Consider the following 13,072-nt stretch of genomic DNA (forward strand, 5'->3'; position numbering starts at 1 on the left):
AGTTAATATCACCATTATATAATTATTCTGAAAGCTTTTGCAATGTGTTTATTCCTTTTTATATAAAAATCTTGAAAGCACAAGACCGATCACTCCGATTGGAATCAGGATCATGGCACGGATCGTGAAATCCAGGAACACGAGATCTGCCAGGAAGAATTTCACCAGTGCCAGAGCTAAAAAACTGATCCCCACCCAGCGGTAAAAGGCATCCTTCCTGCTTTCACCGAAGATGAGATAAGCAATGGACAGGGCGGCAATTGCCACGGTGAAGGCGGTGGTTCGCTGGGTATAATCCCAGCCGATTACAATGAAATCCGTCAAACGTAACACGAAGAACATCACAATCACTGTCAACACCACTTTAATCGCCGTTGTCGACACGTTTAAGAAAGAGGACTCCTTTTTATTGTAATGGGAAAACAGATACACATACCCAAAAGCAATCACAAAAATCGACAGCTCAATCGTAAAGAAATCATCGGATGCACCGACCAGTACCCCGAGGAATGAACACATCATCAAAAGAATGGAAGCAACCAAACCAAGATAGCTTTCCCTTCTTCCAGCAAGCCATAAAAGGGCAGTAGCCTGAAGGCCGACTAAGACAAAGCGCCAATCGTATTCTAATAGTTCAAATAAGAAGAGGAGCACATGCAGGAAACCTAAGACCAGCAGGACATCCTTTGTTTGTTTCTTTTCCTTCGGTTCAATGAACGATACGCCGATATACACCGCTGCGAAAGTCACATAATAAAAGAGTGGGATCGCTGCGTAAATATCATTCAATAATCCGAGAAGGATGAAGGAGCCTGACACTAGAGCAGGAATCATTTCGGCACTCACCCGTTCATCGCGGCCCAGCACGATCAACAGTAAAACATAGGCGTGCTGAATGGCAAATGGAATCAGAACGGTCAGCGTCATCGCCCCTACCCCAAAGACCGCAAAGAAAAACAATGAGAAATATAGTAAGTAATAATGTATATTCCAGGCAATCCGGTATCGTTTCACCGTACTGAACGTCATTAACACAAAGAACAATACTAACTCATATCCGTAAAACAACCACTCATTCCGTTCGTCCCCTGCAAAAATGAACGGAAACAGATACGCTCCTGCCCCTATCAAGCAGAGGATCACTTCAGAACCATGCTTATGAGAAGTCAACAGTCCGACAGAAATAATGACGAGTAATAGTAGATTCGTGATGAGTCCGCCTATATATCCATATAAGATGTTTGCCGAGAATAACGTAATGATCGCAAGGACGATGCTCCCCGACAGCAGCGTGAGGGCTAATTTCCTCTGATCCCTGATATACCGCTCTCCTAAGTAATACATCACCATACTGATGACAGCCCCCGTTAACACCCTTAAACCGGGCGTAACCCAGCCATTTTGAGAAGCAGCCATAAAGCCCCAGATACTTCCTATCAATAGAACAAATAGAAACACTTTCGGAAGCCAGCGTTCCACTGAAAAGTCGAAGGGCTCTTTTTCAATGAATGGCTCATTTTCCTCATCAGGGAAATGCTCTTCAGGTTCTGCATACACTTCTGCTTTTTGGATGACAGGCGCTTCACTTTCGCTCTTCGCTTGTATCAACTGCCTTTTCACAAGGTATAGCTCTCTTTCCAGAGTGCTGATTTTCCGTTCCAGGCGTTCAAACTCTTCTTTCTCCATATTTCCACCCCCTACCTATTATTTATACAGGAATAGGCCAATATTTTCCTTTATTTTTTGGAAAGTAGAACAGTATTTTATGACAAGGCTCTTTTCGTAAACATTGTTGCTATTTAAACAGAGAAAGTACGGCGGTGCGCATCCTCGTTTCCCCCACTTATTATTCGTAGATTCTAAAAAAGGAAATTCATCTTTTGAATGAGTGGTAGTGTGAAAACATGGAACGTTCCTTTTCGCTCCAGGCACTTGCTTTCCGCGGGGAGGAAGTCGAGCCTCTATCTCCCGCAGGAGTCAAGTGCCTTCCGCTACAATCCACTCTGTGCTACTAAATTCTGACTGCTATTTATATGGATATAAAAACGAAAAAACACTCCTAGTGTAGATAAGTTGAGCTTTTATTCCCAAAACGGACCATCTACAAAGGAGTAAAAGAAAATTTATTGTTAACTCATAGATCGGTGGATCATCTAACTATCTATCAAATGAAACAAACAATGCTACCGTGGAAAAGGACCTCTCTTAAAGAGAGCAGTAGTCCGTTTACTATAGAGAGTTTTTGTCACTTTTAAGCTCTGTCACGAAATTTCCATATAGATGGTGAGGGGAACTGCGTAGACTCCTGCGGAAGTACGGTCGTGCCGAGACACCGGAAGCGAAGCTGAGGAGGCTCGGCCGAACGTCCGCGGAAAGCGAAGCAGTTCCCCTCACCATCTAAGCATACATTGATTGACAGAGCCAATGCAGTTCCTATGTAACTAAAAAACAATCTTTGCAAAAAGAGCTTTTGACAAAGAAAAAGCTCCACCTTATTGAAAGGTGAAGCTTTGTTTCTATGCCAATCGTTTGAAGTTTTGACCGAGTATTTCATTCATTGTATGGACCGTGATGAAGGCACGGTTATCAACCTGGGTGATGAAGCCTTTCAGCTTGGAGAAGTCCTTGCGACCAAGGATGGTCGTGATGACTTCCTTTTCGTCGGAAGTGAAGGCTCCCGTTGCCGTATGGATCGTCGCTCCTTTTCCCAGTTCATGAACGATATAAGACTTGATCTCATCGCTGTATCTGCTTATGATCACAATCTCTTTATTTGAATTGAATTGTTGCAATGCATAATCGATTACCAGTCCGTTCAGGATGACACCGAAGAATGCATACATTCCGACTTGCGGTCCGAATAATACGGCTGAGGACATGGCGATTGATAAATCTGCCAGCAATACGCCTCTGCCTACATCTATATTGAAATATTTATTAAAGATCAGGGCCACGATATCCGTTCCACCCGTTGATGCCTGTTGGTTGAATACTATGGCCATCCCGGTTGCGGCAATGCATTGCCCGATAATCAATTGAATCAAAATATCATCACTTAATGGAGCACTCATGGGAGCAAATCGCTCCAATAACCAAACGTAGAATGAAAGGGCGAAACTTGCGTAAATGGTTTTCGCACCGAAATTAAAGCCGAGAAAGATCACACCGACGATAAATAATACGATATTGATTATGATCATGAACAGTCCAAGGGAAAGACCCGGAAACAGATCGTTCATGATGATTGACAATCCACTTACTCCCCCTGTCGCTAAATTATTTGGCGATAAGAAAAAATGGACATTCACCGAAACAAGAAATGCACCAAGATTCATCATTAAGAAGGAAAATATTCTTTGTCGCATCACCGCAACCTCCTTTTTCTTTAAAATTTTTATTGGTTTTCCGTAAATACTTGAACAACGGGATTATAAAGCCCATCAAGACCCTTTGTAAAGGGAATCCGGTCAAATAAATAAGGTTTAATAATTGTGAAAATTGGAAGGGTTTCCAGATACGATGATGGTAGGGTTCGGGTTTTAGGGGGTAACAATTGGGGTAAGGTGGGAATTTTAGCTCTCACCGCAAAAAAAGCTCCCTTCACCAAAGAAGAGAGCTTTTCGTTCACCCAAATTGTTTCCTATTCCGGACAGGTCCTATATGAAATTGAGGAATGGCTATCCCGATCAAGATCAGCAGGATGCCTATGAGCTGCAATAGCACCACTTGTTCATGGAGAATCCACATGGCCGCGAGTATCGCAGCCGGAAGTTCCGCTGCCCCCATAATCGTCGAGAGACCCGAATCGAGGTGTGGAGTACCGATCGCGAAAAAGACGACGGGAAAGATACTTCCGAAGATGCCGACGAGTAGTCCAAAGTCAGCCATTTCAACAATTTGAACAGGTTCTTGAAGGAAAGAAGGGCGAAACGCGATGAGGACTACAAGTAAACCGCCAAGGGTGATCATCATGCTTTTTTGAATCGTGGGCACTTCTCTTGCCACCTTGCCGCTGAAGAAGATAAACAGGGCAAATGTAATGGCTGCAAAGAAACCAAAAAGAATTCCCATACCATTTTCAGACCATCTGAAACGTTCAGAAGAAATCACCCCTCCTGCAAGCAAGGTTCCCATCCATAGAAATACAACCGAAAGCAGCTTCTTATTGGAAGGGAATTTTTTTAAATAGATCGATTCAATCAAAACACCGATCCATGTGAATTGGAATAGCATGACAACTGCAATGGAAGCAGGAACCTCATGAAGGCTGAGACCATAAAAGACCCCCGTCAAGCTAAGAAGGATTCCGACCCCGAAGAGCGAGATCCAATGCGTCTTAGTCATCTTTATTTTTTTAGTAAAAAGAAAGGCCAGGAATAACATAGCCACTCCAAATAAATACTGTATACCCGTTACATCTGAAACAGAGTAGCCTTCAGCAAATCCAAGCTTCACGACAGAAGCATGTATCCCGTAAGAACTTGCTCCAATTAATACACAAAGAGATGCGTTTAACGGCTTCATCCCGCTCCCTCCTTTTCTATCTCTTCCCGCAAGTATAATCCCGGAAATTTATTTCGGCAATAGAAATATTCGCCTATCGTTAAACAAAAAAAAGAACGATTCCTAAAGCAGAATCGTCCTTCCCATCTTATCGGTTATCAACCTTCTCCGGATACAAATCATGGTTCATCAAGCGGTGGTCTGCCATCGTTTCGTATTTCGTACCTGGCTTTCCGTAGTTACAGTATGGATCAATGCTGATACCTCCGCGTGGAGTGAACTTACCCCATACTTCGATGTAGCGTGGATCCATTAATTCGATCAGGTCGTTCATGATGATGTTCATGCAGTCTTCGTGGAAATCACCATGATTTCTGAAGCTGAACAGGTAGAGTTTGAGTGATTTGCTTTCCACCATCTTTTCACCTGGTATATAGCTGATATAGATGGCAGCGAAGTCTGGCTGACCTGTTTTCGGGCATAGACTTGTGAATTCAGGACAGTTGAACTTCACAAAATAATCCCGGTTTGGGTGCTTATTGTCGAATGCTTCCAAAATGTGTGGAGCATATTCGAAAAGGTAATTCGTTCCTTGATTACCTAATAATGATAGATCTGTTAAATCTTCGTCTTTTCTTCCTGACATGTAAAAAATCCTCCCCTTCAGAGTGCCTCGAATGAAGGAGGACATAGCATTAGCCTAAGAATCGACATAACAGGCAGGTAAATTGCAAATAATGCACTATCCTGTTACGCTTAAAGGATAACATGTTTAAGAAAATCCCATGTTAGATTCATAGAACCATAGTTTTTTATAGAGGGTTAATGCTATGAACCTCTCTCAGGTACTTGAGCGACAAATTGTGTTACAGAGGTTATATTAAATAAGAATATAGGGAAAGTCAATCCAATTATAGATTGAAATTTGCAGCAGGAATTTCAATTCTATCTATTGAATATAGTAATTGGTATTTTTGCTGGGAGTGATCATAAATGAATCAGCTGGTCCAGGCTTTCACCAAGTCTATTCTCGCGGGAGACGTGCATTCATTAATGGAATTACATTCGTCTTCTATTCACTCAAAAATAGATAATTTTACTTTTTATGAGAAAATTATTAAACCATCTATGTATAGAATCGGTGATCTTTGGGAGAAAAATCAAATTACCGTTGCAGATGAGCATTTAGCTACTGCAACCCTTAAATATTTACTTGCAACAATATTTACCCATCAAGAAGCTTTGGAAAACCATCCTAAAGCTCTTTTATTTTGTATAGAGGGTGAACATCATAGTTTAGGACTTGAGCTTGCGAACGAAGTGTTCAAAGAAAAACAATGGAATACCCGTTACTTGGGAGCAAATGTCCCTGTTAAGGATGCCCTAACATTTATTGAAGCGTGGGAACCCCATGTCGTTGGGATTTCAATCGGGATGACAACAGAACTGACTCGATTGAAAGCGTGCATTGAAAAGATCAGAGAGCATAATCAAGAGATTGAAATTCTGGTTGGCGGTCGATTGATTTCAAACTATACCCTGGATTTTCTGGAAAAATCACAGGTAAAAAGCTTTAATGACTTGTTAGAGCTCAATGATTACCTGACAGATATGTCTGAACAGCCTGTTTCCCAGAAAGGCTAGCTCCTTCATCATATTTAGCCAAACTTAATAAGGTTCAACTGAATGTTATCCCACATGAACCTCCTCTATAAGTGAGGAATGGGGCAATGACGTCCATTAACCTTTCCCAAGGGAGTGATCATGTGGAAAATCTGCATTTATGCCCGATTCCTTATCTACTATTGGACAGGCAGTTTAATTTAATAGATGCGTCAAATTCAGGGTATGACTTCTTAAAGCCTGGAGAAAACTTCATGTCTATAATAGAAGAGGAAAGCTCGCCAAAGTTCGCACGGATTATTCATAAGAATTCCTCCGGTAAAATGGAATTGAATCTGAAGAGAAATGATTCATTCGAGCTGTTTGATATTTTCTATCAGTTTTCAGATATGCAGCAATATTTCCATGTTGCCGTCATTTCTAAAGACGTTCAATACAAGAAAGTATCAGATCAAATGAATGGCTTATTTGATCTCATGGGTAAGTCCACGTATCCACGAAAAGAACCGAATTTGACAGAAGTACTGGCTAAAGTGTCTTCTCTTTATTTGAAGCTTTCTAATACTTCTGATTGGAATCGACAAGAAATTATGGATAAAATAAAAGAGATAGAAAATCACCTTCAGCAAAATGTGAAGTGATAATAAATTTTATAGGAGAAGACAATATGACTTTATTAACGAACATACTTGATTACAACCAGCAGTTTGTGCAAGAACAATCGTACGAAGAGTACAGAACAACCAAGTTTCCAGACAAACGATTAGTTATTCTTACTTGTATGGATACCCGTTTAGTAGAGCTTCTGCCTAAATCCATGAACATGAAAAATGGTGACGTAAAAATCGTCAAGAATGCCGGTGCGGTCGTGAGCCATCCGTTTGGCAGCATTATGCGCAGCCTGCTCGTTGCGGTATATGAACTCCAGGCAGATGAAGTACTCGTAATCGGTCACCACGACTGCGGAATGAGCGCCATCAACAGTGATAATATCCTGGACAAAATGAAAGAACGCGGGGTGGCGGATGAAACACTCGACACCGTCAACTACTCCGGAATCGACCTCCACGACTGGCTGAAAGGCTTCAGCTCAGTACAGGAAAGCGTTGCCCACAGCGTCGACATGATCAAAAACCATCCATTGATGGATAAAAAGATTCCTGTCCACGGACTTGTCATCAGTCCGGAAACAGGGAAGCTTGATTTGGTTGTAGAGGGGTACTAACAAAAGCGGAGGCGGCTCGTTCAGAGGCGACAAGCATAACCTAAAAATCCCTGAAGGCGAACTCGCCTTCAGGGATTTTTGCGTATTTAGAGGGACGGACCTCCAGTTTTCTCATAAGCCTGTCCTTATAGCATTCCTGCCAATTGATTGTAGATTATAGGTCCGTCCCTCTAGAGAACCCCTTTAATTCCTTCAGGATCGGCATTTTTCCCATCTCGTCTTCGGTTACGTGTTCCCATTCGATGCCGTGTGGTTTTGGGTAGGGGGTGTGGGTTTCCGTGATGCCTTCTTCGGTGATGATCCAGTCGACTGCCAGGTCATAGGAATCTCTTGGGATGTCGTCTCTTACAAGCTGCTCACTGTTTATAGTCGTGATGACAGGCACCGGGTTGTTCCCGATTTCACGAAGGATGGCATATTCGCGATCGGCATACCCCTCTCCTTTTCCGAGCCTTCTCCCATCACGATGAATCGCAACGGAACCAACTACGATTAAGTCGATGGCAGGTATATCTGTGAGCGGTACAACTTTACCATATGTATTCATATGCTTGATACTCGCTGCCTTTCTCTCTTCCCCCCCGGGTACCCATTCAGGCTTGATCATGACAAACCCGTCCTTTAAGCGCGGTGTTGGAATGAGCAAGGTTTTCCCGTCCTTCAACACAGATGCGCGAAGTGGAAGCTGAGGTGCATCCGGATTCACCTTTACGACCTCAGCATCCTTGTAAATATCCATACTTTGAACATAAGAGGCCGCCTTTTCTGCCCCTTTGAAATTGGGAATCCGTCCTACTAACGGAAATGGAAACCGCCCTAATTTATTTTCTGTCAGACGATTCCATACCTTATGCCTGATTTCATCTTTCTCATTCATACTTATTTCTCCCCCTTTTTCAAGAAAAACTGGTAACAGGTACTAATTTCCCGATTCTTACGGGAAAATCAACTCAGAATTAAAACCATTCACCATCATTATACATAGTGCTGCTATTATTCTTATCATCCTAATGTCTATCAAACCATTTTAATCTGAGTCGCCAGCCTGCTTGATGTGGGCTGGTTTTTATGGTGGGGTGCAGGAATTTGGGAGGTTGTCTTTCCCTTTTTATGTTAAAAAAACCGAGCGATTTAATAATCAACTCGGTTTTTTCGTCTATGCTGTAGCTTCTTTTGATGAAACATTCCCAACACTTTCTTTGCTTGGTGTTTTTTTAATTTTTGGTACAGGAATGAAATAACTGCTAAATGGAACTTGCTGAATAAGTCGAATCAATCCTACACAAATTAATAATACGGCGACAAATATTATCGGCAGAAAAATCATATTCCATGTAGAAGCAGGCAAATATATTTTCATCAAGTGCAGAACAAAGGGATGAATCAGGTAAATCCCCATTGAATACTTTCCTAATAACGTCAGGGGCTTTTTCAAGACACTCCACTGAGAAAGTAAAGGATACATTCCAATAGTAGCAATGCTTAATAGTGGAATATTAATTAGATTACTTGGTCTTCTGTTAGTAAGATCTCCATTGATTGTATACTCTATAATTGCTCCTACTGTTATGAGAATTGATAAGGTTAACATCATCCAAGGAAAGTCAGTTACAAAATCTCTAATATCCTCCCAGAAGAAGGCCAATAGTCCACCGAATGAAAAATAGAAAATCCATAGCGGCATGAACGATTTACTTGCCATAAAGTTTCCGATAAACCCTTCTACTCCGGGATCAAAACCGATCATATTATAACTAATAAAAAATGAGATGACGGTTAAAATAATTAATCCCATTTTCGTTCTGAATACTTTTTGTAAGATAGGGAAAATAAAATAAAATTGAACGATAATAGCAATAAAATAGAGATGATAGAAGTGACCGCCTGTAAAGATCTTCACAAGTTCTGTCTTTATTGCTCCAATCTGTTGATTATCAAAATAATAGAGTAAGAAGCGATATGCTAAGCTCCATAATATCAATGGCATAATGATTTTTGATATCCTGGAAGTAACAAATTTATTAAAAGTATAGGTGTTTCTTTTTACTTGATAGAATAATAGAAATCCGGCAATCACAACAAATATAGGCGTTCCAAAACGTCCTACTTGATTTAAAAAGTATGAAAACCAATTAAACGTATTATCATTCATTGAGTAATAAGTAGCTGATACGTGAACTCCCAATACCGCTAAACAAGCAAATGCTCTTAAAAAATGTATTTCAAAAAGATATTTTTCCTTTTTTGTTGAAATGGATGACATGGTCTCTCCCCTTTCTTGCTGACAATATCATAGGTAATTGTAATAGAATCAGACATGAAAATCCCTAAACAAATTTAAAAAGGAACTTTGGTTCTATTTTCTTTTGGAATACTTTCATACCACAATACCTCTAAGGAATCCTTTGTAATCAGGATGAAATCTATTTAAATTAATATAGTTGTGCTTTATCATTTACTAAAATAAGAACAATGTCTTATAAGGTATACTAGCCATTTTTCAACAAATAGTGACAAATTTCAACATCAACTTACTTGAAGAAGAGGTAATAACTGGATTATAGACATTCCTAACTCCGAATAAAATAAGACCGCTTGAACAACCCAAGCGGTTAATAACTAAATCCATGACCCCCGGCACCGATGCCTCTGACACGTGACCCTCGTCTGCAATTTCATATATTGATACATAAAAAAAGCATGCCTCCCTTTTTGACTATGGTGGTTGATTTCATTTTTCAGCTTGTTCATGAACATCCGATCACACTGGCAGCTTGGACCGTATCGCTCATAGCAAAGGTCATGTGCCTTACATGCTGCGTCGACTGAATTGATGGGAGCACCGGGTCCGCTGCATCCTGGTCCGCACCACTTGTATTCCGGGAAAATACACAGATTTGGACCTGTCTTATTTCTTCTCATATTCATCCTCCTTTCTACTCACTCTGCACAATAGTACGTTTTGTTTCTCACATAAAGGGAAATACACTCCATGTAAGCAAAATAAATTACTATACTGTATGTATTTCAATCTGGTTAGGATTGTCCTAATGCCTATCTGACTGGAAAGAAAACAATAGGAGGAATGAATAATGGCAACTTTTCAATTAAATGATACGGTACCAAATTTCACGCTCCCGGCAGTTTCAGGTGAAACTTTCTCATTTGAGGACCATCAAAAAGAACATCAAAGCTGGCATCTCATCGTTTTCTTCAGAGGCTCATGGTGCCCGGTATGTCAGGAAGAACTTAGAGAGTTACAAGCAAATAAAGAGTACTTTGAAAAACATAATGTTCACTTGCTGACGATTTCCAGCGATAAACTCGAGAACTTGCAGGAGTTTGCGAACAAAGAAGATTTAACATTCCCAGTTTTAGCCGATGAAAATTTAGAGGCAATCAAAGCCTATGATGTGTTCTATCACGGTGAAGATGCCCCTTATGAGGATCACGGACAACATGGTGAACCGGCTTACTTCCTCGTCAATGAAAAAGGACAAACCATGTACCAGCAAAGACAAACGAGCCCATTCGGTCGTCCACATGCCAATGAACTGAGAAAAATCGTGAAGTATATCCAAAAAAACGTTAAATAATATTAGAAGAGGGACGGACCTTGTGTTACTCACCAAGGTCCGTCCCTCTTATTAATGCAAACTCTAAACTTTTCTGAGCTTCTGCAACCGTATGAGGCTGCTTTTCATGATAACCGTAAAGAAGCAGGACGACGTTGGTGTAGATGGCTTTGAACCGGGCATATTCCAACTCGACTTCCTCTACCTCTCCATATTCTTCAAAAAACAACTTCCGTCCCGCAGGATTGAGATAACTGTACACGAGGTTAAGATCAATGGCGCGATGACCAATATGAACGTCACCCCAATCCAGAATCCCTGATAAGATTCCATTCTCATTCACAACAATATTCTTAAAATGAAGGTCGCCATGAACCAGAGTGGTTTCTGATGGCAATGGCTCTTTTGGTACGTGCTGAAGGTAATCTTTTAACTTATCAACCTGGTGAAAAAGATTTAGTTCTTCGATTTCATGAATGTTTTTTTCCAAGGTCGATATTCGTTTTTTTACATCTAAACGATTCAATTCATCATGAGGTACTCCCCGTTTTACGGCCTCTGAAACATCCGTCAGATGAAGCTTCTTTAGAAACGACGCCATTTTAAGGGCTGACTTCCCTTCTCTAACCACCTCATGTGCCCGGGATGGAATCGTTCCTTCAACAAACCGGTAGCCTAGAAAAGGCCATTTGTATGGAGGAGATGAATCTCCAAAAAAGGTCGGAACCGGAATTCGGAGCCCGAGACTCTTTTCATCGAGCAGTGGCAAGAGCTTTCCTTCCGTTTCTAAAAGCTTCACGGCTATATCCCGTCTTGGAAACCGAAAGACCCAATCGTTGTTCACTTTCATTACCGTATTATCGAATCCATAGTCAATGATGTCTAATCTTGATGGATGAAGTTCCGGAAACTGATTTCCGATTAATAATCTTGCCTGGTCAATCGTGACCTCGACCTCCGCTTCCCAACTATTCGACACATTCACCCCGCCTTTCTCAAGTGTTATTCTTTGTAGAACCTAAACTCCATGTGATAAGTTTCAAGTAATCGGAAAATATATTCCAGCTTAAATTACGAGGAGGAATCATGATGTTACCCGAAATGCAGCAACAAATTCAATTAGTCGCCCGTCCTGAAGGAATGCCTGTAAAAGAGGATTTCCACTTCAAAGAGATTGAAGTTCCTAAACCATCCAAAGGGCAGGTATTAGTCAAAACTCTCTATCTTTCCGTGGATCCCTATATGCGAGGCAGAATGTCTGATGCCAAGTCGTATGTAGAACCATTCCAATTGAACGAAGCGTTGGCCGGCGGAGCGGTTGGTGAAATCGTCGAGTCAGAATCAGGACATTTCCAAAAAGGCGAATTCGTTGTAGGAATGCTGCCTTGGCAGGAGTATTCCCTTGCCGATGAGAAGCAGGTACGCTCCATCGATCCGAATGTCGCCCCTATCTCTACTCACCTTAGCATACTGGGAATGACTGGATTGACCGCTTACTTCGGACTCCTTGACATCGGTCAGCCGAAAGAAGGCGAAACCGTGGTTGTATCCGGTGCTGCAGGTGCAGTCGGCTCTGTTGTCGGACAAATTGCCAAAATCAAAGGAGCCCGTGTCGTCGGGATTGCAGGTTCGGATGAAAAAGTAAGCTACCTGACAGATACGCTTGGATTCGACGAAGGAATCAACTACAAAACAACGGACAACATCTATGCTTCGTTAAAAGAAGCGTGTCCAAACGGCATCGATGTGTATTTCGAAAACGTTGGTGGCGAAATTGGTGACGCTGCCCTTAGTTTACTAAATAAACATGCGCGCGTACCAGTTTGCGGAGCGATTTCTTCTTATAACAAAACAGATCGTGATCTGGGACCTCGCGTACAAACCAGATTAATCAAATCAAGCGCACTTATGAAAGGCTTTGTCGTCAATGACTACAATGACCGCTTCAAAGAAGGAGCAACAGAACTTGGCCAATGGCTTTCCCAAGGAAAACTCCAATACGAAGAAACCATCACAGAAGGCTTAGAAAACGTAACCGACGCCTTCCTCGGACTCTTCCAAGGCAAAAACATCGGCAAACAACTCGTCAAAATCGCAGAGCCAAGCAAGTAACCACTCTGAGGGACGGACCTCCATTTTTACTCAA

The 13,072-nt window shown here is 41.5% G+C and carries 14 protein-coding genes; 5 read left to right on the forward strand and 9 right to left on the reverse strand.

The genetic code is table 11. The features are described from left to right. Positions 1-48: 48 nt before the first annotated feature. From RSX31_RS13290 to queF, 5 genes are all read right to left on the reverse strand, one after another. Entirely contained in the window at positions 49-1,686 is a 1,638-nt protein-coding gene (locus RSX31_RS13290; protein WP_148994998.1) for a DUF2339 domain-containing protein, read from the reverse strand. An 830-nt stretch (positions 1,687-2,516) separates the two neighbouring features. Beyond that, positions 2,517-3,365 (reverse strand): YitT family protein, encoded by an 849-nt coding sequence (locus RSX31_RS13295; RefSeq protein WP_148967364.1) that lies wholly within the window; start codon positions 3,363-3,365, stop codon positions 2,517-2,519. A gap of 29 nt (positions 3,366-3,394) precedes the next feature. Then, positions 3,395-3,628, reverse strand: a complete 234-nt coding sequence (locus RSX31_RS13300) for a hypothetical protein (protein ID WP_315634866.1) — start codon at positions 3,626-3,628, stop codon at positions 3,395-3,397. Then, positions 3,625-4,524 carry an EamA family transporter gene (locus RSX31_RS13305; RefSeq protein WP_148995000.1) on the reverse strand — a complete coding sequence of 300 codons (900 nt, stop codon included), beginning with the start codon at positions 4,522-4,524 and terminating at the stop codon, positions 3,625-3,627. The genes RSX31_RS13300 and RSX31_RS13305 overlap by 4 nt, the downstream gene beginning before the upstream one ends. Positions 4,525-4,651: 127 nt before the next feature. Continuing rightward, entirely contained in the window at positions 4,652-5,149 is a 498-nt protein-coding gene (queF, locus tag RSX31_RS13310) for a preQ(1) synthase (RefSeq protein ID WP_148995001.1), read from the reverse strand. Positions 5,150-5,496: 347 nt separating this feature from the next. On the opposite strand from queF, the gene RSX31_RS13315 reads away from it, so the two are divergent. From RSX31_RS13315 to RSX31_RS13325, 3 genes are all read left to right on the forward strand, one after another. Continuing rightward, entirely contained in the window at positions 5,497-6,147 is a 651-nt protein-coding gene (locus RSX31_RS13315) for a cobalamin B12-binding domain-containing protein (RefSeq protein ID WP_148995002.1), read from the forward strand. 86 nt (positions 6,148-6,233) lie between these two features. Continuing rightward, positions 6,234-6,767, forward strand: coding sequence for a hypothetical protein (locus tag RSX31_RS13320; protein WP_315634867.1), 534 nt, complete (start codon positions 6,234-6,236; stop codon positions 6,765-6,767). Positions 6,768-6,793: 26 nt separating this feature from the next. Further along, entirely contained in the window at positions 6,794-7,351 is a 558-nt protein-coding gene (locus RSX31_RS13325; RefSeq protein WP_148967360.1) for a beta-class carbonic anhydrase, read from the forward strand. A gap of 154 nt (positions 7,352-7,505) precedes the next feature. Here the strand turns inward: RSX31_RS13325 and RSX31_RS13330 are convergent, their stop codons facing one another. From RSX31_RS13330 to RSX31_RS13340, 3 genes are all read right to left on the reverse strand, one after another. Continuing rightward, positions 7,506-8,228, reverse strand: coding sequence for a 5-formyltetrahydrofolate cyclo-ligase (locus tag RSX31_RS13330; RefSeq protein WP_315634868.1), 723 nt, complete (start codon positions 8,226-8,228; stop codon positions 7,506-7,508). Between the two features lie 279 nt (positions 8,229-8,507). After that, a complete protein-coding gene (locus tag RSX31_RS13335; RefSeq protein ID WP_148995005.1) occupies positions 8,508-9,614 on the reverse strand; it encodes an acyltransferase in 1,107 nt (368 codons plus the stop codon). A 356-nt stretch (positions 9,615-9,970) separates the two neighbouring features. Beyond that, complete coding sequence (locus tag RSX31_RS13340) at positions 9,971-10,273, reverse strand: phospholipase (protein ID WP_262371835.1); 303 nt, start codon at positions 10,271-10,273, stop codon at positions 9,971-9,973. Between the two features lie 170 nt (positions 10,274-10,443). Here RSX31_RS13340 and RSX31_RS13345 point away from each other — a divergent pair, with 170 nt between their 5' ends. Beyond that, positions 10,444-10,947 (forward strand): peroxiredoxin family protein, encoded by a 504-nt coding sequence (locus tag RSX31_RS13345; protein ID WP_148995007.1) that lies wholly within the window; start codon positions 10,444-10,446, stop codon positions 10,945-10,947. A 25-nt stretch (positions 10,948-10,972) separates the two neighbouring features. On the opposite strand, the gene RSX31_RS13350 is transcribed toward RSX31_RS13345, so the two are convergent. Then, positions 10,973-11,905, reverse strand: a complete 933-nt coding sequence (locus RSX31_RS13350) for a phosphotransferase (protein WP_148995008.1) — start codon at positions 11,903-11,905, stop codon at positions 10,973-10,975. 107 nt (positions 11,906-12,012) lie between these two features. On the opposite strand from RSX31_RS13350, the gene RSX31_RS13355 reads away from it, so the two are divergent. Then, the gene (locus tag RSX31_RS13355) at positions 12,013-13,038 is read left to right on the forward strand and encodes a zinc-binding dehydrogenase (RefSeq protein ID WP_397548093.1); all 1,026 of its coding nucleotides are present in this window, start codon (positions 12,013-12,015) and stop codon (positions 13,036-13,038) included. The last annotated feature ends 34 nt before the right edge of the window (positions 13,039-13,072 follow it).

This window comes from Rossellomorea yichunensis, from assembly GCF_032337515.1.
GTDB lineage: Bacteria > Bacillota > Bacilli > Bacillales > Bacillaceae_B > Rossellomorea > Rossellomorea yichunensis.

Bases quoted from the DNA above. Each gene is read 5' to 3' on its own strand.
- RSX31_RS13295 (WP_148967364.1), bottom strand. From the start codon at position 3,365: ATGCGACAAAGAATATTTTCCTTCTTAATGATGAATCTTGGTGCATTT.
- RSX31_RS13290 (WP_148994998.1), bottom strand. From the start codon at position 1,686: ATGGAGAAAGAAGAGTTTGAACGCCTGGAACGGAAAATCAGCACTCTG.
- RSX31_RS13340 (WP_262371835.1), bottom strand. From the start codon at position 10,273: ATGAGAAGAAATAAGACAGGTCCAAATCTGTGTATTTTCCCGGAATAC.
- RSX31_RS13335 (WP_148995005.1), bottom strand. From the start codon at position 9,614: ATGTCATCCATTTCAACAAAAAAGGAAAAATATCTTTTTGAAATACAT.
- queF (WP_148995001.1), bottom strand. From the start codon at position 5,149: ATGTCAGGAAGAAAAGACGAAGATTTAACAGATCTATCATTATTAGGT.
- RSX31_RS13320 (WP_315634867.1), top strand. From the start codon at position 6,234: ATGACGTCCATTAACCTTTCCCAAGGGAGTGATCATGTGGAAAATCTG.
- RSX31_RS13315 (WP_148995002.1), top strand. From the start codon at position 5,497: ATGAATCAGCTGGTCCAGGCTTTCACCAAGTCTATTCTCGCGGGAGAC.
- RSX31_RS13330 (WP_315634868.1), bottom strand. From the start codon at position 8,228: ATGAATGAGAAAGATGAAATCAGGCATAAGGTATGGAATCGTCTGACA.
- RSX31_RS13325 (WP_148967360.1), top strand. From the start codon at position 6,794: ATGACTTTATTAACGAACATACTTGATTACAACCAGCAGTTTGTGCAA.
- RSX31_RS13345 (WP_148995007.1), top strand. From the start codon at position 10,444: ATGGCAACTTTTCAATTAAATGATACGGTACCAAATTTCACGCTCCCG.
- RSX31_RS13355 (WP_397548093.1), top strand. From the start codon at position 12,013: ATGATGTTACCCGAAATGCAGCAACAAATTCAATTAGTCGCCCGTCCT.
- RSX31_RS13305 (WP_148995000.1), bottom strand. From the start codon at position 4,524: ATGAAGCCGTTAAACGCATCTCTTTGTGTATTAATTGGAGCAAGTTCT.